This window comes from Noviherbaspirillum sp. FW303-A3 (genome assembly GCF_058788695.1).
Window position 1 is genome coordinate 1,716,627 of record NZ_JBYTAZ010000001.1, and the last position, 22,263, is coordinate 1,738,889.

22 protein-coding genes and 1 tRNA gene are annotated in these 22,263 nt (G+C 62.5%); 11 read left to right on the forward strand and 12 right to left on the reverse strand.

What is annotated here, in order from left to right; translation table 11 throughout:
- Positions 1–4 precede the first annotated feature (4 nt).
- Positions 5–805: an Ntn hydrolase family protein gene (locus tag AC3WOY_RS08395; protein ID WP_492422646.1), complete on the reverse strand. Its 801-nt coding sequence runs from the start codon at positions 803–805 to the stop codon at positions 5–7.
- Between the two features lie 332 nt (positions 806–1,137).
- On the opposite strand from AC3WOY_RS08395, the gene AC3WOY_RS08400 reads away from it, so the two are divergent.
- Positions 1,138–2,379 carry a sensor domain-containing phosphodiesterase gene (locus AC3WOY_RS08400; protein ID WP_492422648.1) on the forward strand — a complete coding sequence of 414 codons (1,242 nt, stop codon included), beginning with the start codon at positions 1,138–1,140 and terminating at the stop codon, positions 2,377–2,379.
- A gap of 30 nt (positions 2,380–2,409) precedes the next feature.
- Here AC3WOY_RS08400 and AC3WOY_RS08405 read toward each other — a convergent pair whose 3' ends face one another.
- From AC3WOY_RS08405 to pepN, 4 genes are all read right to left on the reverse strand, one after another.
- Positions 2,410–3,099, reverse strand: coding sequence for a DUF4197 domain-containing protein (locus tag AC3WOY_RS08405; RefSeq protein ID WP_492422650.1), 690 nt, complete (start codon positions 3,097–3,099; stop codon positions 2,410–2,412).
- Positions 3,100–3,255: 156 nt separating this feature from the next.
- Positions 3,256–3,331, reverse strand: a tRNA-Thr gene (locus AC3WOY_RS08410).
- 151 nt (positions 3,332–3,482) lie between these two features.
- The gene (locus AC3WOY_RS08415) at positions 3,483–4,484 is read right to left on the reverse strand and encodes a class 1 fructose-bisphosphatase (protein ID WP_492422652.1); all 1,002 of its coding nucleotides are present in this window, start codon (positions 4,482–4,484) and stop codon (positions 3,483–3,485) included.
- 22 nt (positions 4,485–4,506) lie between these two features.
- The gene (gene pepN / locus AC3WOY_RS08420; protein WP_492422654.1) at positions 4,507–7,173 is read right to left on the reverse strand and encodes an aminopeptidase N; all 2,667 of its coding nucleotides are present in this window, start codon (positions 7,171–7,173) and stop codon (positions 4,507–4,509) included.
- A gap of 80 nt (positions 7,174–7,253) precedes the next feature.
- Between pepN and AC3WOY_RS08425 the strand changes: the two genes are divergently transcribed.
- Positions 7,254–7,595, forward strand: coding sequence for a hypothetical protein (locus AC3WOY_RS08425; protein WP_492422656.1), 342 nt, complete (start codon positions 7,254–7,256; stop codon positions 7,593–7,595).
- Positions 7,596–7,678: 83 nt separating this feature from the next.
- Positions 7,679–8,296 carry a DUF4136 domain-containing protein gene (locus AC3WOY_RS08430; protein WP_492422658.1) on the forward strand — a complete coding sequence of 206 codons (618 nt, stop codon included), beginning with the start codon at positions 7,679–7,681 and terminating at the stop codon, positions 8,294–8,296.
- On the opposite strand, the gene AC3WOY_RS08435 is transcribed toward AC3WOY_RS08430, so the two are convergent.
- The 7 genes from AC3WOY_RS08435 to AC3WOY_RS08465 are packed head-to-tail and all read right to left on the reverse strand — an operon-like array spanning position 8,297 to position 15,047.
- Positions 8,297–10,201, reverse strand: coding sequence for a DUF1631 family protein (locus tag AC3WOY_RS08435; protein ID WP_492422660.1), 1,905 nt, complete (start codon positions 10,199–10,201; stop codon positions 8,297–8,299).
- A gap of 37 nt (positions 10,202–10,238) precedes the next feature.
- A complete protein-coding gene (locus AC3WOY_RS08440; RefSeq protein ID WP_492422662.1) occupies positions 10,239–10,394 on the reverse strand; it encodes a hypothetical protein in 156 nt (51 codons plus the stop codon).
- Entirely contained in the window at positions 10,391–11,365 is a 975-nt protein-coding gene (locus tag AC3WOY_RS08445) for a quinone oxidoreductase family protein (protein WP_492422664.1), read from the reverse strand. Before AC3WOY_RS08445 ends, AC3WOY_RS08440 begins: the two co-directional genes overlap by 4 nt.
- A gap of 9 nt (positions 11,366–11,374) precedes the next feature.
- The gene (locus AC3WOY_RS08450; RefSeq protein WP_492422666.1) at positions 11,375–11,767 is read right to left on the reverse strand and encodes a methylglyoxal synthase; all 393 of its coding nucleotides are present in this window, start codon (positions 11,765–11,767) and stop codon (positions 11,375–11,377) included.
- A gap of 9 nt (positions 11,768–11,776) precedes the next feature.
- A complete protein-coding gene (locus AC3WOY_RS08455) occupies positions 11,777–12,556 on the reverse strand; it encodes an SDR family oxidoreductase (protein ID WP_492422668.1) in 780 nt (259 codons plus the stop codon).
- A gap of 8 nt (positions 12,557–12,564) precedes the next feature.
- On the reverse strand, positions 12,565–13,476 hold the full coding sequence (locus AC3WOY_RS08460; protein ID WP_492422670.1) for a DMT family transporter: 912 nt from the start codon (positions 13,474–13,476) through the stop codon (positions 12,565–12,567).
- 44 nt (positions 13,477–13,520) lie between these two features.
- Positions 13,521–15,047 (reverse strand): helicase HerA-like C-terminal domain-containing protein, encoded by a 1,527-nt coding sequence (locus AC3WOY_RS08465; protein ID WP_492422672.1) that lies wholly within the window; start codon positions 15,045–15,047, stop codon positions 13,521–13,523.
- Between the two features lie 142 nt (positions 15,048–15,189).
- Here AC3WOY_RS08465 and AC3WOY_RS08470 point away from each other — a divergent pair, with 142 nt between their 5' ends.
- The 8 genes from AC3WOY_RS08470 to rng all read left to right on the forward strand — a co-directional run bounded on the left by AC3WOY_RS08470 (position 15,190) and on the right by rng (position 22,261).
- Entirely contained in the window at positions 15,190–15,915 is a 726-nt protein-coding gene (locus AC3WOY_RS08470) for a YebC/PmpR family DNA-binding transcriptional regulator (protein ID WP_492422674.1), read from the forward strand.
- A gap of 108 nt (positions 15,916–16,023) precedes the next feature.
- Positions 16,024–17,301 (forward strand): phosphoribosylamine--glycine ligase, encoded by a 1,278-nt coding sequence (gene purD, locus AC3WOY_RS08475; protein WP_492422676.1) that lies wholly within the window; start codon positions 16,024–16,026, stop codon positions 17,299–17,301.
- Between the two features lie 185 nt (positions 17,302–17,486).
- The gene (gene hemF / locus AC3WOY_RS08480; RefSeq protein ID WP_492422678.1) at positions 17,487–18,404 is read left to right on the forward strand and encodes an oxygen-dependent coproporphyrinogen oxidase; all 918 of its coding nucleotides are present in this window, start codon (positions 17,487–17,489) and stop codon (positions 18,402–18,404) included.
- Entirely contained in the window at positions 18,395–19,057 is a 663-nt protein-coding gene (locus AC3WOY_RS08485) for a nicotinate-nucleotide adenylyltransferase (RefSeq protein ID WP_492422680.1), read from the forward strand. Before hemF ends, AC3WOY_RS08485 begins: the two co-directional genes overlap by 10 nt.
- On the forward strand, positions 19,057–19,695 hold the full coding sequence (gene rsfS / locus AC3WOY_RS08490; protein WP_492422682.1) for a ribosome silencing factor: 639 nt from the start codon (positions 19,057–19,059) through the stop codon (positions 19,693–19,695). The genes AC3WOY_RS08485 and rsfS overlap by 1 nt, the downstream gene beginning before the upstream one ends.
- 6 nt (positions 19,696–19,701) lie before the next feature.
- The gene (rlmH, locus tag AC3WOY_RS08495; protein WP_492422684.1) at positions 19,702–20,172 is read left to right on the forward strand and encodes a 23S rRNA (pseudouridine(1915)-N(3))-methyltransferase RlmH; all 471 of its coding nucleotides are present in this window, start codon (positions 19,702–19,704) and stop codon (positions 20,170–20,172) included.
- Between the two features lie 8 nt (positions 20,173–20,180).
- Complete coding sequence (locus AC3WOY_RS08500; RefSeq protein ID WP_492422686.1) at positions 20,181–20,801, forward strand: Maf family protein; 621 nt, start codon at positions 20,181–20,183, stop codon at positions 20,799–20,801.
- Positions 20,798–22,261: a ribonuclease G gene (gene rng / locus AC3WOY_RS08505; RefSeq protein ID WP_492422688.1), complete on the forward strand. Its 1,464-nt coding sequence runs from the start codon at positions 20,798–20,800 to the stop codon at positions 22,259–22,261. Before AC3WOY_RS08500 ends, rng begins: the two co-directional genes overlap by 4 nt.
- The last annotated feature ends 2 nt before the right edge of the window (positions 22,262–22,263 follow it).

Consider the following 22,263-nt stretch of genomic DNA (forward strand, 5'->3'; position numbering starts at 1 on the left):
ACCATCATGATCTCTGCAAGTGCGCCTCGCCGCCCTTGATCCAGTGAAACCCCTCATGCTTGCTGATGGCTGCGATCTCGACCGGCCCGCCCACGGTCTTCTGCCTGGACACAGAGAAGCGAATGAATCCGATCGTGGTTTCAACGAGAAACTGCGCAAGCTCGGCCGCATCCGATAGAGGCATCGCCTCAAGGAACAACAGCTCATACAGGCCGGGTGCCACGCCGCTGCGGACATCCTGCCCATGCGTTGCCACGAGTCCCTGCTCTTCGGCAAGGCCGGCAAAGCGGCTGCTCACGCCCAGCACGAGCCGATCCAGGGCTTCGCCGTCTCCCGCCCATCGCGGACCGAAGTCTTCTTCCCGCTGCACGCACACCGGCGGCGGGCAACCTGAATCGCTCAACAGGATGTCCCACGCCTCCGCCAGCGGCCTGCCCGCGGAATACCCGCACAACCTGATCTGCGAACTGACCGGCCCTGCGTGAGCCCGGACCTTTTCCTCAAACAGGAATTGCCGCACGCGCAGCGCGACTTGCTCGACCGTATAGTCACGGGGATCGAGCTTCCAGTCCGGATACCGCGCATCGTCACCGCGCAACCGTACACCCAGGTCTTTCAGCAGTGTGTCGACAGACTCGTTCCCGATACCGCCCGACCCGGCAACCATCACGCCGACAGGGATGCGCTCAACGATATTCCTGATCTTGTGCGCGTGGTGATACACCATCCCGCTTTCGAACGAGCTCGCGCTGTCCGCAGCCATGACGATGCCGTCGTTGATCTTCACTGAAACAAGTATGGTCATTGCCAGCGCTCCTTTTCGTCCATAGTGTGGCATGTCCGGAGCGGACACGGGGAAAGAAAGGATTGGATTGAGCGCGGTCAACAACAAGGAGAATGAACCGGCGGCTTGCGGGTATTCAGAAAACCAGTACACAACCGGTCATCAGGCGATGCTGCCGGGCATATATCCCCCAGGCGCGTGGCTGAAGCGACGCAAGCGAACGGTTTTGTAAAATTTGATCCAGGTCATATACGCGGACAAGGCCGCTTTCTAGTATGGGCTCTCGACGCTTGGAAGGGCTGCGCGCCTGAAGCGGGCGCTTTGCCGCTTTCTCTTTCTCGTTCATGACTTCAATGAATCAGCAAACAGAATCGGCTCATGTCAGCAGCAGGACAGGCACTGCCCCGAATGGACACCGATATGACGGCGGCCGAAACTCCACCTCGCCTGACATCATCATTTCGGACGCGCTGCACTCGGTACGCACGCTGCTCGATATGGACGTCGCGTTCGTTTCCGAATTCACCGGCGGACGAAGGATTTTCAGATACGTCGACAGTTGCGAGGAGTGCACCTCGATCCGGGCCAACGCCTCGGATCCGCTCGAGGAAACCTACTGCCAGCGCGTGCTCGACGGACGCATGCCGGAACTCATCACGGATACCGCGAAGAACCTCGAGGCGCTCAAGCTGCCGATTACCGATCATCTGCACATAGGCAATTACCTCGGCGTGCCGATACGTTTCAGCGATGGCGCCGTGTATGGCACCTTTTGCTGTTTCAGCGGGCACGCCAATGAGGCACTGAACAGCCATCATCTCGAAACCGTGCGCCTGTTTGCGAACTTCGTCGGCAAGGTCATGGAGCGGCACGCCCTGGCGCATCTGCGGAACGAGACAAGAACACGGCTCATCAACGTCCTGGAGAAGGAGCACTTCGACATCCACTACCAGCCGATCATCCACGTCGCCGAAAACAGGCTGGTGGGACACGAAGCACTCGCCCGCTTCCCGTCGGATCCGCCCCGCTCGCCGGACTGCTGGTTTGCCGAGGCCGCTGAAGTGGGATACCAGGAAGAACTGGAACTTGCCGTCATCAGAAAGGCGCTTGGCGCGCTGTCCTGTCTTCCACTGGACACATACGTCTCGATAAACGTTTCACCCGAGACCGTACTCAAAGGTTCCCTACCCGCCGCGCTCGACGGCCATCCCCTGGACCGCGTGGTTCTGGAAGTGACCGAACATGCTCTGGTGGACGACTACTCCTCGATCGCCCGCCAGCTCGCCTCACTGAGGAAAAAAGGACTGCGGCTCGCAGTGGACGATGCCGGCGCAGGATTTGCCAGCTTCCGCCACATACTCAAACTGAAGCCGGACATCATCAAGCTCGACAGCAGTCTCATCCAGCGCATCGACATTGACGTGAACTCGCGCGCGCTGGCTGCGGCGCTGATCCGGTTCGCGAAGGAAACCGGCAGCAAGATCGTTGCAGAGGGCGTCGAAACCGAATCGGAACTGCGTGTCCTGAGGGAATTGAAGGTGAACAAGGTACAAGGCTTCCTGCTCGGGCGGCCGCGGCCCATCTACGCGCATTGAGTTTTCATCGGCCAGGCGCGGCCATGTTCCTCAGTTGATGGCGCCGAACACCTTGCCGATGATCTTGCTCCCGGTACCGACCGGGTCCTTGCGAATCGCCTTCTCTTCTTCGGCGATGATCGTATACAGGCCGTCGAGCGCCTTTTGGGTCACATAGCCTTCCACGGTTGCCTGTTCCGATCCAAGGCCCATTTTGGATGCCTGCGCCATTGCGCCGTTATACGTCGCCGAGAGATTGGAGCGATCGGTGATCTTCTTCACGATCGGCAGGAATTTCACGGCAAGTTCGGACGAAGTCTTCTCGCGGAAGAAATCCGTCACCGACGTATCGCTGCCGGTCAGGATCTGCTTGGCATCGGTCAGCGTCATGGACTTGACCGCATTGACCAGCAACGGCTTGGCCATCGGGACGGCCGCTTCCGCCGCGCGGTTCATGGATACGACCAGTTCGTCGAGCTGCTTGCCCTTCCCGGTCATTTTCAGGAGCGGCCGGGCCTGTTCGAGAACCGACGGCAGCTGGATCTTCACCTTGTCATTGTTGAGGAAACCGTTTTCGACGCCGAGCCGTGCGACAGCAGCATTCGATCCGCGCTCCAGCGCCGCCTTCAGTCCGCTGGAGGCGTCCTGGTTGGACAGATCTGACAGGGAGGCCGCCGTTGCTATCGAAGCGAGGAAGCACAGTGACAGGAAGAGGCCTTTGGCAAGGGGGCGCAGGGGCATATGGACTCCTCTGGGAAGTTGGAGGTCGCCTCAAAAAGGGGGGGGATTACCGGAGGCTTTGCCAGTCTACGCCGGATGGTGAAACTTGGCCATGGCCAACTTCTCGGCGAGCCAAAAGCAAAACGGCCCGCATTTCTGCGAGCCGTTTCTGATTTCTGGTGCTGATGAGAAGAATCGAACTTCCGACCTACTGATTACGAATCAGTTGCTCTACCAACTGAGCTACATCAGCGAAAACGGCGATTCTACCAAAAAAAGTTACAGATCCGCTAGTGCGACGTTTCCCGGTCTTGCCGTGACGGCATTATTTGCAGAAAAACACCAGTAAATTACTCGGGAATTAACGGCCAGAGGGGCATCCCCGCCCCTCAAACCGGCAACCCTTACTCGGCGTGATAGCTCGTCACGCGCTCCACTTCGCTGCGCGATCCCAGGAACACCGCCACGCGCTCGTGCAGCTTCGTCGGCTGGATGTCGAGGATGCGCTGCTTGCCGTTGGTCGCCGCGCCGCCCGCCTGCTCCACGATGAAAGACATCGGGTTGGCTTCGTACATCAGGCGCAGCTTGCCCGGCTTGTCCGGTTCGCGCGCGTCGGCCGGGTACATGAAGATGCCGCCGCGATTCAGGATGCGGTGCACGTCGGCGACCATGGAGGCGATCCAGCGCATGTTGAAGTTCTTCTGGCGCGGGCCCGTTTCGCCGGCGAGCATTTCGTCGACGTAGCGCTTGACCGGCGGATACCAGTGGCGCGCGTTCGATGCATTGATGGCGTATTCCTTCGTCTCGGACGGGATCTGCATCTTGCGCTGGGTGAGCACCCAGGAGCCCATTTCACGGTCGAGCGTGAAGCAGTTGACGCCATTGCCGGTGGTGAGCACCAGCACGGTCTGCGGGCCGTACACGGCGTAGCCTGCAGCAACCTGCTTGGCGCCGCACTGGAGGAAGTCCTTTTCCGTCGGCGTGCCCATGCCGTCCGGTGCCTTCAGCACGGAGAAGATTGTTCCGATGGAGACGTTGACATCAATGTTGCTGGAGCCGTCGAGCGGATCGAACAGCAGCAGGTATTCGCCCTTGGGATAGCGGTTGGGAATGGGGAAGATCTCTTCCATTTCCTCCGACGCCATGGCGGCCAGGTGACCGCCCCACTCGTTGGCTTCGAGCAGCATTTCGTTCGAGATGACGTCCAGTTTCTTTTGCACTTCACCCTGCACGTTTTCACTGCCTGCGGTGCCGAGCACTTCACCCAGCGCGCCCTTGCCGACCGCATGGCTGATGGTCTTGCACGAACGCGCGACCACTTCGATCAGCAGGCGCAGCTCGGCGGGAATGTTGTTGTAGAGACGCTGTTCTTCCACTAGGTACTGCGTCAGGCTGACTCTTTTCATGGATTTTTCCGGTAGATGCGTTTTAGTTGGACAGGGATTTGGTAATGACTTCGAGTACGTCTTTCGACAGGTCCTTGGTGCGTGCGACCTTCTTCAGTGCGGCATGCATCTTTTCCTGCAGGGCCGGTGCGTACTTGCGCCAGCGGTCGAGGCTGCGCGCCAGGCGGGCAGCGACCTGCGGGTTGATGGCGTTGAGCGCGGTCACCTGTTCGGCCCAGAATTCATAGCCGCTGCCGTCCACTGCGTGGAACTGCGACGGGTTGCCGTTGCAGAAGCTGAAGATCAGGCTGCGGGCGCGGTTCGGGTTCTTCAATGTGAAGGCCGGATGCTTCATCAGCGCGCGCACTGCGGCAACGTCGGTCGTGCGCGACATGGCCTGCAGCGAGAACCATTTATCGATCACCAGCGCTTCCTGCTCGAACTCTTCATAGAAGCTGGCCAGCGCGTCGTTGCGGCCGGGGGCGCTGCTGTTGGCCAGCGCGGTGAGCGCGGCAATGCGGTCGGTCATGTTGTTCGCATTGTCGTACTGGGTCTGCGCGAGGTGATGCGCTTCCGCGTCGTCGTTGTCGGCGATATAGGACAGGGCGAGGTTCTTCAGTGCGCGCTTGCCGGCGGAAGCAGCATCGGGGCTGTAGGTGCCGGGTGTGCGGTTGGCCTGGTAGGCGACCATCCAGTCGACACGCAGCGCCGATGCCAGCGAGCGGCGCAGGAAGCGTCGCACCGCGTGGATGGCGTGCGGGTCGATGACCTGCATCTGTTCCGCCACCACCGTTTCCGACGGCAGCGTGAGCGCGAGCTCGCGGAAGGCGGGGTCGAGGGCATCGGTATTGAGGGTGGCGCGGAAGGCGTCGTTGAGCACATTCTTTTCGAGTTCGGCATCGCTCAGCGCGTGATTGTTCTGCACCGCTTCGGTCAGCGCCAGCATGCGGCGCATCGCCAGGCGCTGGCCCGCTTCCCAGCGGTTGAACGCGTCGCTGTCGTTGGCCATCAGGAAGGCGAGCTCGTCATCGGTGTACTCGATGTCGAGGACGACCGGGGCGGAGAAACCGCGCAGCACCGAGGGCACCGGACGTTCTTCCACCTGCTTGAAGCGGAAGGTCTGGCTGGCCTCCGTCAGTTCCAGCACCATCGTGGATGGCGCGTCATCCAGTGATCCGCCTTCGAGGTGCAGCGGCATGTCGTTGCCGCGCGAATCGAGCAGGCCGATGGCAACCGGGATGTGGAAGGGTTTCTTTTCCGCCTGGCCGGGTGTCGGCGGGCAGGATTGCGTCAGCGTGACGGCATAGGTCTGCGCATCCTCGTCGTAGTCGGCTTCCACCGTTACGCGCGGCGTGCCTGCCTGGCTGTACCAGAGTTCGAATTGCTTCAGGTCGCGACCGTTGGCATCCGCCATCGCGCGGCGGAAATCGTCGCACTCGACGGCCTGGCCGTCATGGCGCTGGAAGTACAGGTCCATTCCCTTGCGGAAGCCGTCGCGTCCGAGCAGGGTCTGGACCATGCGCACGACTTCGGCGCCCTTCTCGTAGATGGTGACGGTGTAGAAGTTGTTGATCTCGACGTAGGAATCGGGGCGCACCGGATGCGCCATCGGGCCGGCGTCTTCCGGGAATTGCGCCTGGCGCAGCACGCGCACGTCCTCGATGCGTTTGACCGCGCGGCCGCTGTCGGTGCCGATCAGGTCGGCGGAGAATTCCTGGTCGCGGAAGACGGTCAGGCCTTCCTTCAACGAGAGCTGGAACCAGTCGCGACAGGTGACGCGGTTGCCGGTCCAGTTGTGGAAGTATTCATGGCCGACCACGGATTCGATGCCGGCATAGTCGGTATCGGTGGCGATGCGCGGATTGGCGAGCACGAACTTCGTGTTGAAGATGTTGAGGCCCTTGTTCTCCATCGCGCCCATGTTGAAGTCGCTCACCGCGACGATCATGAAGCGGTCGAGGTCGAGTTCCAGGCCGAAGCGTTCCTCGTCCCAGCGGATGCTGTTCTTGAGCGAATCCATCGCATGCTGGGTCTTGTCGAGGTTGCCCTCTTCCACCCAGACCTGCAGCAGCACTTCGCGGCCGGATTTGAGCGTATAGGTTTCTTCCTGGCACACGAGCTTGCCCGCGACGAGCGCAAACAGGTAGGACGGCTTCTTGAACGGATCTTCCCATACCGCGTAATGGCGGCCATCGCCGATGTCGCCCTGCTCAATCAGGTTGCCGTTGGACAGCAGCACCGGATATTTTTCCTTGTCGGCGCGCAACATCACGGTGTACTTCGCCATGACGTCCGGACGGTCGGGGAAATAGGTGATCTTGCGGAACCCTTCCGCTTCGCATTGGGTAAAGAAGTTGCCGTTGGAGACGTACAGGCCCATCAGCGAGGTGTTCATGCCGGGATGGGTGACGGTCTCGATTTCGAGCGTGACATTGTCGGGCGGGTTGAAGATTTCGAGCGTCCCGTGGCCGAGCGCATACTGGCGCTTGCTCAGCGCCTTGCCGTTCAGGCGCAGTTGCTCCAGGCGCAGCGATTCGCCGACCAGCACGAGGTTCTTGACCGGACTGTCCGGGTTGCGCCGCATGGTCATGCGGGTGGCGACATGGGTGGCTTCGGGATCGAGGTCGAAACCCATTTCGACAGTATCGACCCAGAAGCTGGGGGGCGTGTAATCCTTGCGATAAATCGTCTGGGGAGTGTCGGTGCGCATAGGCTGGAAATCCGGTGAATCGGGGGGATAATGCTGGAAACTGCTATTTTACCAACCGTCAGGGACTGGAGCCCATCTCGATGAAATCATCCTTTGCGCTTTTCGTAGTTGCCATTTCGGCATTGCTCGCAGCCTGCACGCAGGAGCAGCAGAACCAGATCAGCCGCAGCGTGCAGAACTGGACCGGCACCAACGGCGTGCTGGAGGTGTACGCAGGCGACAAGCTGGTGCGGCGCTTCATCCGCGTGGACAAGATTTCGACTGCGTTCGGCACCGACGACAACCGGCCGCGGCCCTACCGCTACGGCTACGGCGTGCTGGACGAAAACCTGAACATGGTCGTCGATCCGGGCGAGAAGAAGGTGTATTTCGAGATCAGCGACTACGGCTCGAACTACCTCTTTTTCGAAAGCCCGCGCTGAGTTACAAAAACTTACGGATCTTTTTGCCGGCCGTCCGAAACTAATTTCTATACTGGCATCAAGATATGTCGCTGGAGAGAATCATGAAAGCTTTGCTGTCCGCCTGCATCCTGGCCGTCAGCGCCTTGGTCGCCGGCTGCGGCACCATCATCAGGAGCGATGTCACCACCTTCCACGAGTGGCCCGAGACGCTGCCCGACAAGTCCTACGTCTTCGAACGCACGAAGGAGCAGAACGACAGTCTCGAGTACCGCAATTACGAAAACCTGGTGCGCAACGAGCTGAACCGGCTGGGCTTCACCGAAGCGCCGGTCTCCACGAAGCCGGCGTTGAAGGCTGCGCTCAGCTACAGCATCGACGGCCGCGATGTGCGCGAGGTGTATCCGGTGGTCGTGCATCCGTATCCGTACTGGTACGGTCCGGCATGGCGCGGCTACTATGGCCCGTTCTACGATCCGTTCTGGTTCGGCCCGCCGATCGTCGAACAGCGCGTGTCGCAGTACCAGCTGTTCAACCGCCAGCTGCGCATCTCGCTGGCGCGCATGACGGACAGCAAGAAGCTGTTCGAAACGACGGTGGTCAGCGAAGGCACCAACGGCACGCTGGCGACGATCATGCCCTACATGGTGCGCAGCGCGTTTGCGGATTTTCCCGGCAAGAGCGGTGTCCCGCGGCGCATCGAACTGAAGATGGAACAGTGATCAGGCCGCCCCGAGCCTGTGCAGTGCCGCGGATATCGCGTGGCCGACCATTTTCCCGGCGGGAAGGCGCACCGCCCGCTCGGCATACATTCCCTGCGCCAGCGCGTCCCTGTCGAGGGTGAATAGCAGCTGGCCCTGCCTGCCGGCGAAGATGAAGCGGCTGCTTCCCGGACTGGCCCAGAGCAGCCTGCAATTGAGCTTGCTGCCGTCGTTGCGCACGAACGCGAACCACGTCCCCGCCTCCAGACCATCGATTTCCTCCATGAACGGCGCGAACGCTTCCGCGCGCTGCTCCTGGGCGCGCCGCTCGAGGCGGTGTTCGCTGGCGCGCTCCACGGCATCCATGCGGCGCTCCAGCGCCTGGCGTGCGTCCGTGTCGGCGCCGCGCATGGCGGCGGCATGACGGTCGGCCAGGTTGTCGAAGAAGTCCTCCCGCTCCGGCCCTTCCCATTTCACGACATTCAGCCAGGCATTGAGCATGGAGAGCAGCGCAGGCAGGCGCTCCACCAGTTCCTTGCGCTCCTCCGCGTTCTCCCTCGGCCTGACGCTTCCGAGCAATTCGTCCATGGCCGTTAGGACCTTCTGCAGCACGTCAGGCTTGGCCTCTCGCACGCCGTAGGCAAAGGCCAGGACACGCATCCATTGCGTTTGCAGGAAGGATTCGATGAACGGGTCCGCCTCGCCGCTTTCGATGCGCGAGAGCACGTCCAGTTCCGCACGGCGTTCCGCCTGCGCCACGTTCTCCTGGGTGACGGCGTCGGCGACGGCGGCAAGCAGCCTGTCGCCCAGCTTGCGGTCCTCGCGCGCGGCAAGGGCATCCAGTTCTTCCGCGATCTCCTTGTACTGCGCCAGTGCCGCTGCCGGAATGCGCGCGCACAGCGCCTCGATGGATTGGAACAGGCTGTCTTCTCCTTCATCTGTGCGGCAGCCGAGGCCTGCTGCAAGGAGGGCCTCCAGCAGGCGGCGCACCGGATGCAGCGCGTCGAAGAAGAACCGGGGATCGTCAAGAACGGCCTGCCTGAGCGGCGTTTCCAGGCATGCCAGCAAGCCCTTGATCCGGCCGGGAACGGCCTCGACATCCAACAGGCATGCGAGCAGCGCATCCGCCAGCGCCGCGGCACGCGCATCGATCACCCTCAGCATGCCTTCCGGCGCCAGCCACTGCCGAAGATCTTCGTCCGCGGGCGCCGGCGGAATGGTGTCGCGCGGCTTTGCGCACTTGCGGTATTTCTGCTCCGCGTCGGGGAGCACATGGCGCAGCGCGAGTTCCTGGTTGAGCGCCCGCCAGATGGGGAGCAGTTCGAGGAAGACGGCCTGGTCCATCTGCCGCAGGACCAGCCGGTGCGACTCCTGCACGGGGTCGAACGTGAACCAGGCATCGGCCACTGCCTTCAGGAACACTTCGGAACGAAATGGATTGCGCAGGGAACCGATCTCGTCCACACCGAGCCAATGGGCAATGCGCAGGCTGAGCACGGCGAGCTCCTCCGCACCGGCCCTGTCGATCGCCTGGCTGAGGTTATCGACGATTACCTTGCGCTCCATCGCATCGAAGGTGATCAGGCTCAGGTCGAGCGCCCCGCGGTCGACGCCATGGGCCGCGTCGTCGGCAACATCCTGGATGGCCTGCATCAGCCCGCTTTGCAGCGAATCCGCAACCAGGCGCTGGAAGGTGCTGCGATGCTCCGCCAGATGGCTTTGCGCGGCACGGAACAGCGTGCGGTCTGCTTCGCCGGCGGCGTCCGCGGCGCGGGAATCCAGCGCCTGTTCAAGGCGGGTCGTGAAGGCGTCGCTCTGCGCGGTGCACAGGCGCAGCGCGGCGAACGCCAGGGTGTGCAGCAATGCCAGGCGATCCGGGGGGATCGCCGCTTTTCCTGCTGCGCGGTGTGTGTGCGGATCTGGCATGGCATCACAGGCCGGCACGGGGCCGGCCTTCCCGGGTTCAGGAGTAGAGTGCTTCCGACGCGAAAGTGACGGCAACGATCACCAGCACCGCTGCACCGAGGACGAGCAGCAGGCGCCCGAACCTGGGCGCATCGTCGGAACCGGCCGGCTGCTCGGGCGGGTGCTTCATCGGGTTGTCGGTCTCGTCGTTCACGGCAGCAGGATGGTAGAACCGGTGGTCTTGCGCGCCTCCAGGTCGCGGTGCGCCTGGGCCACATCCTTCAGCGCATAACGCTGGTTGATGTCGATCTTGACCTTCTTGCTTTCCACCATGCCGAACAGGTCGGCCGCCATGTTGTCGAGGTCATCGCGCTTGGCGGTATAGGTGAAGAGCGTCGGACGCGTGATGAACAGCGAGCCGCGCGAGGCGAGCTCCTGCAGCCCGAACGGCGGCACCGGACCCGATGCGCTGCCGAAGCTGACCATCATGCCCAGCGGCGAGAGGCTGTCGAGCGAACCGGTGAAGGTATCCTTGCCGATCGAATCATAGACGACAGGCACGCCCTTGCCGCCGGTGATTTCCTTGACGCGCTCGACGAAGTTTTCGGTGTTGTAGTTGATGGTGTGCGTGCAGCCGTGTGCCTTCGCCAGTGCCGCCTTTTCATCGGAACCGACCGTGCCGATCATGGTCACGCCCAGCGCCCGCGCCCACTGGCAGGCGATAAGGCCGACGCCGCCGGCAGCGGCGTGGAACAGGATGGTCTCGCCGCCCTTGAGCGGAAAGGTGCGGCGGAACAGGTACTGCACCGTCAGGCCCTGCAGCATCATGGCCGCGCCGGTTTCAAAATCGATGGAGTCCGGCAGCTTCACCAGGATGGATGCCGGCATGACGCGCGCTTCCGCGTAAGCGCCGGTCGGACGTCCCGCATAGGCGACGCGGTCGCCGGGTTGCAGGTGCTTGACGCCCTCGCCCACGGCTTCGACGACGCCCGCCCCTTCCATTCCCAGGCCGGCCGGCAGCGGCTGCGGGTAAGCGCCGGTGCGGAAATAGACATCGATGTAGTTCAGGCCGCACGCCATCTGGCGCACGCGCGCTTCGCCCGGTCCGGGATCGCCGACCTCGACGTCGACGTATTCCATCACCTCCGGTCCGCCGACCGCGTTGATTCGGATTGCCTTTGCCATGTATGCTCCCTAACTATGAGTATGGTGGTGATGCGGCACCATCTGCGACAGCATCAGCCTCGCCGACGTGACATTGGTGGCGCACGGAATGTTGTGGACATCGCACGCACGCACCAGCGCATTGATGTCCGGTTCATGCGGCTGCGGCGTCATCGGGTCGCGCAGGAAAATCACGCAGTCGATCTTGCCTTCGACCAGCTCGGCGCCGATCTGCAGGTCGCCGCCGTACGGTCCCGACAGCTTGCGTTCCACCGTCAGGCCGACTTCGTCGTGAAGCCGCTTGCCGGTCGTGCCGGTGGCGACGAGAATGCACTGGCGCAAGAGGTCGGCGAACTCGGAAGCGAGCTCGACCATCTCGTCTTTCTTCTGGTCGTGTGCAATCAGCGCGATGCGTTTTTTCACTTCGATTCCTTAAAAGGTTCCCGGATAGTTGCCGCCGTCCAGCAGCACGTTCTGGCCCGTCATGTACCCGGCATGCATGCTGCACAGGAATGCACACACCGCGCCAAACTCCGCCGGGTTGCCGAAGCGCTGCGCGGGAATCTGCATGCGCCGCGCCTCGAACACTTCCTCCATGCTCTTGCCCGTGGTGGTGGCCGCGGAGCCCAGCGTCTTCTTCAGGCGATCCGTGTCGAACTGGCCCGGCAGCAGGTTGTTGATCGTCACGTTATGCGCCACCGTCTTGCGTGCGATGCCGGCGACAAAGCCGGTCAGGCCCGAGCGCGCGCCGTTGGACAACCCGAGGATGTCGATCGGCGCCTTCACCGCGCTGGACGTGATGTTGACGATGCGGCCGAAGCGGCGATTCATCATGCCATCGACAGTGGCCTTGATCAACTCGATGGGTGTCAGCATGTTGGCGTCGAGGGCCGCGATCCAGTCGTCGCGCGACCACTTGCGGAAATCGCCGGGCGGCGGCCCGCCGGCATTGGTCACGAGGATGTCCGGCTGCGGGCAGGCGGCGAGTGCTCTGGCGCGTCCTTCCGGCGTGGTGATGTCGCATGCGACGGCCGTCACGGTCACGCCGGTCTTCTGGCGGATCTCCTGCGCGGTGGCATCCAGCGCATCGGCCGTTCGCGCCACGAGGGTGACATGCACGCCTTCCGCGGCGAGCGCTTCCGCGCAGCCGCGTCCGAGTCCCTTGCTGGCGCCGCAGACCAGCGCGTGTTTTCCTGCAATTCCCAGATCCATGGTTTCCCCTATGCTCTCTTTCTGGACAACAAATAAATGCCGGTCAGCACGAGCGCCGTGCCGGCCAGCTGGATGCCGGTGATCGGTTCACCGAGGACCAACGCCCCCATGAACAGGGTCGACACCGGCCCGATCATTCCTGCCTGCGACGCGGTGGCGGGGCCGATGCGCGACACCGCTTCCATTGTCAAATATACCGGGAACACCGTGCAAAACACGGCATTCACCAGCGACAGGCCGTACACCTGCATCGGCTGCACCAGCATCGACGGCGGCCTGAGCAGGAAAAACTGCACGATGCATGCCACGCTGGACACGCACATCGCATAGGCGACGAGGCGCAGCGATCCGACACGCCTGACCAGTTCGCCGGACAGCAGCAGGTACAGGGCATAAGCCACCGCGCTGCCGAGCACGAATGCGCTGCCGAGCACGACGTTCGCCCCGCCCAGCCGCACGTCGTGCAAGAATACCAACACGGTTCCGAGGTAAGCGGTGCCGAGCGCCATCCATTCGACCGTCGTGATCGTCTTCCGCAGGAAGAAGACCGAAATCAGCAGCACGAACGACGGCGTGAGGAACAGGATCAGGCGCTCCAGGCCGGCGGAGATGTATTGCAGGCCGAGGAAATCGAGAAAGCTGGACAGGTAATAGCCGAGCAGGCCGAGCACCACGATCCGGCCGCGCTCGCCGTTGGTCAGCGGCGCTTCGGTGTGCGACTTCCACAGTGCGACCGCGGCAAAGAAGGGCAGCGAAAACAGCATGCGGAAGGTGATCAACGTGACGGCATCGACGTCGTAGCGGTAAATCAGCTTGGCGACGATGGCCTTTGCCGAAAACAGGATGGCGCCGGCGATGGCGATCGCCAGGCCGATCAGGAAAGCCTGGCGCGCCGATGAGGGAACAGTAGTGGAAGGCATCCGGCGATTTTACGCCGGACGTGATTTTCTTACATTGAGACGGGTTACCTCTTCAGGATCGAGCCTAGAACGCCGCGGATAATCTCGCGTCCAACCTGCGAACCGATGCTGCGCGCGGCGGACTTGACCATTGCCTCCACCATCGTGTCCTTGCGCCGGCCGACGCCGCCGCCTCCGCCTAACAAGCCACCCAGCATGTCGCCGAGACCGCCGCCGGACTGCGCCGGCGCTTCTTCCTGGGTTGCGGCCTTGCCCTTCGCCGGTTTCGCTTCTTCGGCAGCCGGCATTTCCTTCGCGACGCGGCCCTTCAGCTTTTCGTAGGCGGATTCGCGGTCGACCGATTTTTCATACACGCCGGCGACCACGGAGTTCGACATGATTTCCTTGCGCTCGTCATCGGTGACCGGTCCGATCTGCGATGCGGGCGGCACGATGAATGCGCGCTCGACGATGTTCGGACGGCCCTTTTCATCGAGGAAGGACACCAGCGCCTCGCCGACGCCCAGCTCGGTAATCACCTGCGCGGTATTCAGCTTGGGATTGGGGCGGAAGGTCTCGGCGGCTGTCTGCACCGCCTTCTGGTCGCGCGGCGTGTAGGCGCGCAGCGCATGCTGCACGCGGTTACCGAGCTGGCCGAGCACGGTGTCGGGAATGTCGAGCGGATTCTGCGTGACGAAATACACGCCCACACCCTTGGAGCGGATCAGGCGCACCACCTGCTCGATCTTCTGCAGCAACGCCTTGGGCGCCTCATCGAACAGCAGGTGCGCCTCGTCGAAGAAGAACACCAGCTTGGGCTTGTCGAGGTCGCCGACCTCCGGCAGGTGCTCGAACAGCTCCGCCAGCATCCACAGCAGGAAGATCGCGTACAGCCGCGGCGAATGCAGCAGCTTGTCGGCGGCCAGGATGTTGACCATGCCCTTGCCGCGCGCGTCGGTCTGCATGAAATCCATGATGTTGAGCATCGGCTCGCCGAAGAACCTGTCGCCGCCCTGCTCCTCGATCGCCAGCAGGCCGCGCTGGATGGCGCCCACGCTGGCGGGGGAAATGTTGCCGTACTCCGCCTGCAGCTCGCTTGCGTTCTCCGCCACGTTCTGCAGCATCGCGCGCAGGTCCTTGAGGTCGAGCAACAGCAGGCCGAGGTCGTCGGCGACCTTGAACACCAGTTGCAGCACGCCTTCCTGGACGTCGTTCAGGTTCAGCATGCGCGACAGCAGCAACGGCCCGAGATCGGACACGGTGGCGCGCACCGGATGGCCTTTCTCGGCGAACACATCCCAGAAAGTGACCGGGCAGCCCGACCATGCCGGCTCGTCCAGTTTCAGCAGGTCAAGGCGCTCCTTGATGCGCGGCGTGGCCGAACCCGGCTTGGCCAGGCCGGACAGGTCGCCCTTGACGTCGGCCATGAACACCGGCACGCCGATCCCGGACAGGGCCTGGGCCAGTGCCTGCAGCGTGACCGTCTTGCCGGTGCCGGTAGCGCCGGTGATGCAGCCGTGGCGGTTGGCAAGGTTGGACAGCAGGGCGAGTTCCTGCTCCTGGTTCTTGGCGATCAGTAGGCTTTTGGACATGTTTTATGAACTTTCCGGCAAGTTTGGGGAGGGGGCGATATGGTAAAATTGTAGATTGGTTTTCGGACTGGCACCCGGCTATTTTGGATCAAATCTCGCGGTGCCGCCGCCCTTCCTCGAATACTTCCAAGAAAGAAATACCATGGCTGGACACAGTAAATGGGCCAATATCAAGCACAAGAAAGCCGCCGCTGACGCCAAGCGCGGCAAGATCTGGACGCGTCTCATCAAGGAAATCACGGTTGCAGCCCGCCTGGGCGGCGGAGAGCTGGACAGCAACCCGCGCCTGCGCCTGGCGGTGGAAAAGGCGGCGGACGCCAACATGCCGAAAGACAACGTCACCCGTGCGATCCAGCGCGGCACCGGCGGCCTGGAAGGCGCGAACTACGAAGAAATCCGTTACGAAGGCTACGGCATCAACGGCGCCGCGATCATCGTCGACTGCATGACCGACAACCGCGTCCGTACCGTTGCCGAAGTGCGTCATGCCTTCAGCAAGTTCGGCGGCAACATGGGCACCGAAGGTTCGGTGGCCTTCCTGTTCAAGCATTGCGGCCAGCTGTTTTTCGTCCCGGGCACCGATGAAGACAAGCTGATGGAAGCGGCGCTCGAAGCCGGCGCCGAGGACGTCGTGACCGACGAGGAAGGCGGCATCGAAGTGATTACCGCCCCGAACGATTACTCCGCGGTCAAGGACGCGCTGGAAAAGGCCGGCTTCAAGGCCGAAATGGCCGAAATCGTGATGAAGCCGTCCACCGAGACCGTCTTCACCGGCGACGACGCCGTCAAGATGCAGAAATTGCTGGACGCGCTGGAGAATCTCGACGACGTGCAAGAGGTCTACACCAACGCCGTGATCGAAGAATAAGATAGAGCAATATCTGTCGAAGTCTGGCTTTCGTTTTACCCGTTTCACAAGTAAATTGGGGAATGCAGGATTGAATTGCTGCATTCCCCCCAACGTTTCGATATCTCCATGAAAATTCTGGTAGTCGGTTCAGGCGGCCGCGAACATGCCCTGGCTTGGAAGCTCGCGCAATCCGAGCGCATTCAAATGGTTTATGTTGCTCCGGGCAATGGCGGCACCGCGTCCGACCCGCGCCTGCAGAACGTCGACATCACCGATCCGGCCTGGCTGGCGCAATTCGCAATGAAGGAAAACATTGCCCTGACCGTCGTCGGCCCCGAAGCGCCGCTGGCTGCCGGCATCGTCAATATTTTCCGTGAGCAGGGTCTGAAGGTATTCGGCCCGACGAAGGAAGCCGCCCAGCTGGAGAGTTCCAAGGATTTCGCCAAGGCCTTCATGAAGCGCCACCGCATCCCGACCGCCGACTACCAGACCTTCTCGGATGCCGCTGCAGCACGCAAGTACATCAACCAGAAAGGCGCCCCGATCGTGATCAAGGCCGACGGCCTTGCAGCCGGCAAGGGCGTCGTGGTGGCGATGACAGTCGACGAAGCGCACGCCGCCGTCGACATGATGCTGTCGGACAACAAGCTCGGCGATGCCGGCGCGCGCGTCGTGATCGAGGAATTCCTTGCCGGTGAAGAAGCCAGCTTCATCGTCATGGTGGACGGCAAGCACGTCCTGCCGCTGGCCACCAGCCAGGACCACAAGCGCCTGAAGGACAACGACGAAGGCCCGAACACCGGCGGCATGGGCGCCTACTCGCCGGCCCCGATCGTCACGCCTTCGCTGCACGCCCGCGTGATGCGCGAGATCATCAATCCGACCGTGCTCGGCATGCAGAAGGACGGCATTCCCTACACCGGCTTCCTGTACGCCGGCCTGATGATCGATGCCAAGGGCAATCCGAAGACGCTGGAATTCAACTGCCGCATGGGCGACCCGGAAACCCAGCCCATCATGGCCCGTCTGAAAACCGACTTCGTCGGTGTGATGGAACATGCGGTCAACGGCACGCTGGACGAAGTAGAGCTGGAATGGGATCGCCGCACCGCGCTGGGCGTTGTGATGGCCGCGGGCGGCTATCCGGATGCGCCGCGCAAGGGCGATGTGATCACCGGCATCCCCGCCGAGACACCGGATTGCGTGACCTTCCATGCCGGCACAACGATGGCGGGCGGCAAACTGATGACGTCGGGCGGACGCGTGCTGTGCGTGGTCGGCCTCGGCGACAGCGTACGCATTGCGCAGAAGCATGCCTATGACGTGGTGGACGACATCCGGTTCGACGGCGCGCAGTTCCGTCGCGATATCGGCTGGCGCGCGCTGAAGCGGCACGAACAGTAAAGCCGCCCTTTCCCAACCCTCCCTCCGGGCCCCACGGATTGGCTTGCAAGCCAATCCGGCTCTGGCGGCGCAAAGCATGCTTTGCGAAACCCCGCCTCCGCCCCGTCTACGGGAGAAGGGAGCGCCCAGTTTCCTCCGCCATGCCGGGGTAAAATCGCCCGAATCGTCTCCTCCCGAAGCATCCCATGACTACCTCCCCCGAATCCGTCAAAACCTACCTGCTCGACCTGCAGAAGCGCATCGTCGCCGCCCTTGAACAGGTCGACGGCAAGCAATTCATCATCGACCAGTGGGAGCGCCCGCATGGCACCAGCCCGATCAATGGCGGCGGCATCTCGCGCATCCTCGAAGAAGGCAACGTGCTGGAACGCGGCGGCATCGGCTTCTCGCATGTGAGCGGCAGCAGCCTGCCGCCGACCGCGGCAGCCAACCGCCCGGAAATCGCCGGTCGCAGTTGGGAAGCGATGGGTGTGTCGCTGGTGCTCCATCCGCGCAATCCGTATGCGCCGACCTCGCACATGAACGTGCGCTTCTTCACCGCCACCAAGGAAGGCGAAGAGCCGGTCTGGTGGTTCGGCGGCGGCATGGACCTGACGCCCTACTACGGTGTCGAAGAAGACGCGAAGCACTTTCACCAGGCCTGCAAGGATGCGCTGACACCTTTCGGCAGCGACCTGCATCCGCGCTTCAAGAAATGGTGCGACGACTATTTCTACCTGAAGCACCGGCAGGAACCGCGCGGCGTGGGCGGCATCTTCTTCGACGATTTCCATGCGCTCGGCTTTGAACAAAGCTTTGCAATGATCAGGAGCGTCGGCGACCGCTTCATCGATGCCTATGTGCCGCTCCTCCAGAAACGCAAGGACACGCCCTACGGCGAACGCGAACGCGACTTCCAGGCCTATCGCCGGGGGCGCTATGTCGAGTTCAACCTGGTGTTCGACCGCGGCACGCTGTTCGGCCTGCAGTCGGGCGGCCGCACCGAATCCATCCTGATGTCCATGCCGCCGGTCGTGAAGTGGCGCTATGACTGGAAACCCGAGGCCGGCACCCCGGAGGCGAAGCTGTACACCGACTTCCTCAAGCCGCGGGAATGGGTGTGACTGCAACGCGCTGCATTGCCGTCCTGGGCGGAAGCTTCGATCCCGTCCATAACGGCCATGTCGCCCTCGCCGGCTACTTCGCGCGGCTGCTGGTGCCGGATGAAATGCGCATCATCCCCGCCGGGCAGCCCTGGCAAAAGGAAGGGCTGCAGACAGCGCCGGCGCATCGCGTGGAAATGGCCCGCCTCGCCTTCCGGCATCTTGCCGTACCGGTGGCAATCGACGAACAGGAAATCCGGCGCGGCGGCGCCACCTACAGCATCGATACGCTGCGCGCCCTGCGGCAGGAACTTGGACCGGACGTATCGATCGTCTTCCTGATGGGCGCGGATCAGTTGCAAAAATTGCAAACATGGAAGGAGTGGCAGATGCTGTTCGACCTCGCCCACCTGTGCGCCGCATCGCGCCCGGGATATGGCATCGCGGGCGCCACGATCGCGCCGGAAGTCGCCCGTGAGTTTGCGCGGCGGGCAGCCACGCCGGAACAAATCCGTAGCACGCCGAAGGGATTGACCTACATCGCCACCAACCTTGCGGTCGACATTTCGGCCACGCAAATCCGCGCCGGCCTTGAACAGGGCGGCGATGTGACCTCGCTGATCCCAGCCGGGGTGCTAGACTATATACAACAACACCATCTCTACAGAAACTAATGGACATCAAAAAACTGCAATCCACCGTCATCGACGCCCTTGAAGACGTAAAAGCACAGGACATCCGCATCTACGACACTGTCCATCTGACCAGCATGTTCGACCGCCTGGCCATCGCTTCCGGCACTTCCAATCGCCAGACCAAGGCGCTCGCCGCCTCGGTGCGCGACAAGGTCAAGGAAAAGGGCGGCAACATCGTCAGCATCGAAGGCGAAGAGACCGGCGAATGGGTGCTGGTCGACCTCGGCGACATGGTCGTGCACATCATGCAGCCGGCGATCCGCGACTACTACCGCCTCGAGGAAATCTGGGGCGACAAGGAAGTGAAGTTCGGCGCTGCAAAGCGTACTTCCAAGAAGACGGCCGCTGCCGCTGATGCCGAACCCGCACCGCGCAAGCGTTCCACGCACATCGCCGCCAGCCAGACCACGCTGGACGACGACGAGCCGAAGAAGCCGGCGCGCAAGACCGCCGCCCGGAAGACCACGGCCACCAAGACGGCTGCAACGAAAACCACCACTGCCCGGAAAACCGCTGCCAAGACAGCCAAGGCCCCTGTCGGCAAGACCGTGAAGGTCGCCGCCACCAAGACCGCAGCGCCAAGGAAGACTGCCGCCAAGCGCACGACCGCAAAATAAGCTGCCATGCAGCTCATCATCGCCGCGGTAGGCCACAAGATGCCTGCCTGGATCGAAGACGGGTTCGGCGAATATGCGAAGCGCATGCCGCCGGAGTGCCGCATCCTCCTCAAGGAAATCAAGCCAGTAGAACGTTCCGGCAGCAAGACTGCCGAAACGGTCATGGCATTGGAGCGCGGCAAGATCGAGGCGGCGATCCCGAAAGGCTCGCGCATCGTCGCCCTCGACGAGCGCGGCAAGGACCTTACGACGGTGCAACTCTCGCAGCTGCTGACGCAGTGGCAACAAGACGGGCGTGATGTTACATTCGTGATAGGCGGCGCTGACGGGCTGGACGCAGGTTTCAAGGCGTCCGCGGACATGCTGATCCGCATTTCGAGCCTGACGCTCCCCCATGGAATGGTGCGCGTCCTGCTTGCCGAACAGCTATACCGCGCGTGGTCGATCACGCAGAACCATCCGTACCACAGGGTTTGACAATTCCAATGAAACCGGCAGACAACAAGATCTACCTCGCTTCCAAGAGTCCCCGCCGCCGCGAACTCCTGCGCCAGATCGGCGTCGAGTTCGAACTGCTGCTGCTGCGCGGCGAAGGTCCGCGCGGCCCGGATGTCAGCGAGGAAGTGCTGCCGAACGAGAAGGCGGAAGACTATGTGGTGCGCGTGACGCACGAGAAGGCCGAACAGGCATGGAAGATCATGATGGCCCGCCGACTTCCGCTGCGCCCCGTGCTTGCGGCCGACACCACAGTCGTCGTCGACGGCCGCATCCTTGGCAAGCCGGCCAACGAGACCGAGGCCATGGACATGCTGCGCACCCTCTCGGGCCGCGCGCACCAGGTGATCACCAGCGTCGCCTTGCACCGGGACGGTGAAACCTTCCAGCAGACGCAGACCTCCGAGGTGACCTTGTCGCCCCTGACCGAAGACATGATGCGTGCCTACTGCGCCACGTCCGAGCCTTACGACAAGGCCGGCGGCTACGGCATCCAGGGCATCGCGGCGGTGTTCGTCAAGGACATCGCCGGCAGCTACACGGGGATCATGGGCCTGCCGCTTTACGAGACCGCACAACTATTAAATCAAGCCGGTATCCCGACTTTATGAGCGAAGACATCCTCATCAACATCACTCCGCAGGAAACGCGGGTTGCATTGATCCTCCAAGGCGCAGTACAGGAACTCCACATCGAACGAACCTTGTCGCGCGGCCTCGCCGGCAACGTCTACCTCGGCAAGGTGGTGCGGGTGCTGCCCGGCATGCAGTCGGCCTTCATCGACATCGGGCTGGAACGCGCCGCCTTCCTGCACGTGGCTGATATCTGGGAAGCCCGTCCGCACGACAACTCCAACACGATGCCGGCGCCGATCGAAAAGCTGCTCTATGACGGCCAGTCGGTGATGGTGCAGGTGATCAAGGACCCGATCGGCACCAAGGGCGCGCGCCTGTCGACGCAGATTTCCATTGCGGGCCGCATGCTGGTCTACCTGCCGCAGGATTCGCACATCGGCATTTCGCAGCGCATCGAGAACGAAGTCGACCGCGAAGCCCTGAAATCCAAGGTACAGAAACTGCTGCCGCCCGAGGAAAAAGGCGGATTCATCATCCGCACCATGGCCGAGGATGCATCCGATGCCGACTTGCAGATGGACGTCGACTACCTGCGCAAGACCTGGGCCAACATTACCCAGCAGGCACGCACCAGGCCGGCGCCGACGCTGCTGTACCAGGATCTGAACCTGGCCCAGCGCGTGCTGCGCGACTTCGTCAACGACAATACCTCGACCATCCAGGTCGACTCGCGCGAAAACTTCCAGAAGCTGCAGGAATTCGGCAATGCCTACACGCCGTCCGTGCTGGCGAAGCTGGTGCATTACACCGGCGAGCGTCCGCTGTTCGACCTGTACGGCGTGGAAGAGGAAATCCAGCGCGCGCTGGGACGCCGTGTCGACCTCAAGTCCGGCGGCTACCTGATCATCGACCAGACCGAGGCGATGACGACCATCGACGTCAATACCGGCAGCTATGTCACCGGCCGCAACTTCGACGACACGATCTTCAAGACCAACCTGGAAGCGGCGCATGCGATCGCGCGCCAGCTCCGGCTGCGCAACCTCGGCGGCATCATCATCCTTGACTTCATCGACATGGAGAATGTCGAGCACCGCAATGCCGTGCTGGCCGAGCTGAACAAGGCGCTGTCGCGCGACCGGACGAAGGTATCGGTGTCGGGCTTCTCGCAGCTTGGACTGGTGGAAATGACGCGCAAGCGCACGCGCGAGTCGCTGGCGCATATCCTGTGCGAAGTGTGCCCGGCCTGCGCGGGCAAGGGTCAGGTCAAGACCGCGCGCACCGTCTGCTACGAAATCCTGCGCGAACTGCTGCGCGAGGCCAAGCAGTTCAATCCGCGCGAATTCCGCATCCTTGCCTCGCAGGTGGTGGTCGACATGTTCCTGGAAGAGGAATCCCAGCACCTGGCGATGCTGGGCGACTTCATCGGCAAGCCGATTTCGCTGCAGGTGGAGACGCTGTACCACCAGGAGCAGTACGACATCATCCTGATGTAAGG

Coding starts and splice junctions, on each gene's coding strand:
- rlmH (WP_492422684.1), top strand. CDS start 19,702: ATGCAGCTCATCATCGCCGCGGTAGGCCACAAGATGCCTGCCTGGATC.
- AC3WOY_RS08435 (WP_492422660.1), bottom strand. CDS start 10,201: ATGCCAGATCCGCACACACACCGCGCAGCAGGAAAAGCGGCGATCCCC.
- AC3WOY_RS08405 (WP_492422650.1), bottom strand. CDS start 3,099: ATGCCCCTGCGCCCCCTTGCCAAAGGCCTCTTCCTGTCACTGTGCTTC.
- AC3WOY_RS08430 (WP_492422658.1), top strand. CDS start 7,679: ATGAAAGCTTTGCTGTCCGCCTGCATCCTGGCCGTCAGCGCCTTGGTC.
- AC3WOY_RS08500 (WP_492422686.1), top strand. CDS start 20,181: ATGAAACCGGCAGACAACAAGATCTACCTCGCTTCCAAGAGTCCCCGC.
- hemF (WP_492422678.1), top strand. CDS start 17,487: ATGACTACCTCCCCCGAATCCGTCAAAACCTACCTGCTCGACCTGCAG.
- AC3WOY_RS08485 (WP_492422680.1), top strand. CDS start 18,395: ATGGGTGTGACTGCAACGCGCTGCATTGCCGTCCTGGGCGGAAGCTTC.
- AC3WOY_RS08400 (WP_492422648.1), top strand. CDS start 1,138: ATGAATCAGCAAACAGAATCGGCTCATGTCAGCAGCAGGACAGGCACT.
- AC3WOY_RS08465 (WP_492422672.1), bottom strand. CDS start 15,047: ATGTCCAAAAGCCTACTGATCGCCAAGAACCAGGAGCAGGAACTCGCC.
- AC3WOY_RS08455 (WP_492422668.1), bottom strand. CDS start 12,556: ATGGATCTGGGAATTGCAGGAAAACACGCGCTGGTCTGCGGCGCCAGC.
- pepN (WP_492422654.1), bottom strand. CDS start 7,173: ATGCGCACCGACACTCCCCAGACGATTTATCGCAAGGATTACACGCCC.
- AC3WOY_RS08445 (WP_492422664.1), bottom strand. CDS start 11,365: ATGGCAAAGGCAATCCGAATCAACGCGGTCGGCGGACCGGAGGTGATG.
- AC3WOY_RS08470 (WP_492422674.1), top strand. CDS start 15,190: ATGGCTGGACACAGTAAATGGGCCAATATCAAGCACAAGAAAGCCGCC.
- AC3WOY_RS08425 (WP_492422656.1), top strand. CDS start 7,254: ATGAAATCATCCTTTGCGCTTTTCGTAGTTGCCATTTCGGCATTGCTC.
- rng (WP_492422688.1), top strand. CDS start 20,798: ATGAGCGAAGACATCCTCATCAACATCACTCCGCAGGAAACGCGGGTT.
- AC3WOY_RS08395 (WP_492422646.1), bottom strand. CDS start 805: ATGACCATACTTGTTTCAGTGAAGATCAACGACGGCATCGTCATGGCT.
- AC3WOY_RS08460 (WP_492422670.1), bottom strand. CDS start 13,476: ATGCCTTCCACTACTGTTCCCTCATCGGCGCGCCAGGCTTTCCTGATC.
- purD (WP_492422676.1), top strand. CDS start 16,024: ATGAAAATTCTGGTAGTCGGTTCAGGCGGCCGCGAACATGCCCTGGCT.
- AC3WOY_RS08415 (WP_492422652.1), bottom strand. CDS start 4,484: ATGAAAAGAGTCAGCCTGACGCAGTACCTAGTGGAAGAACAGCGTCTC.
- rsfS (WP_492422682.1), top strand. CDS start 19,057: ATGGACATCAAAAAACTGCAATCCACCGTCATCGACGCCCTTGAAGAC.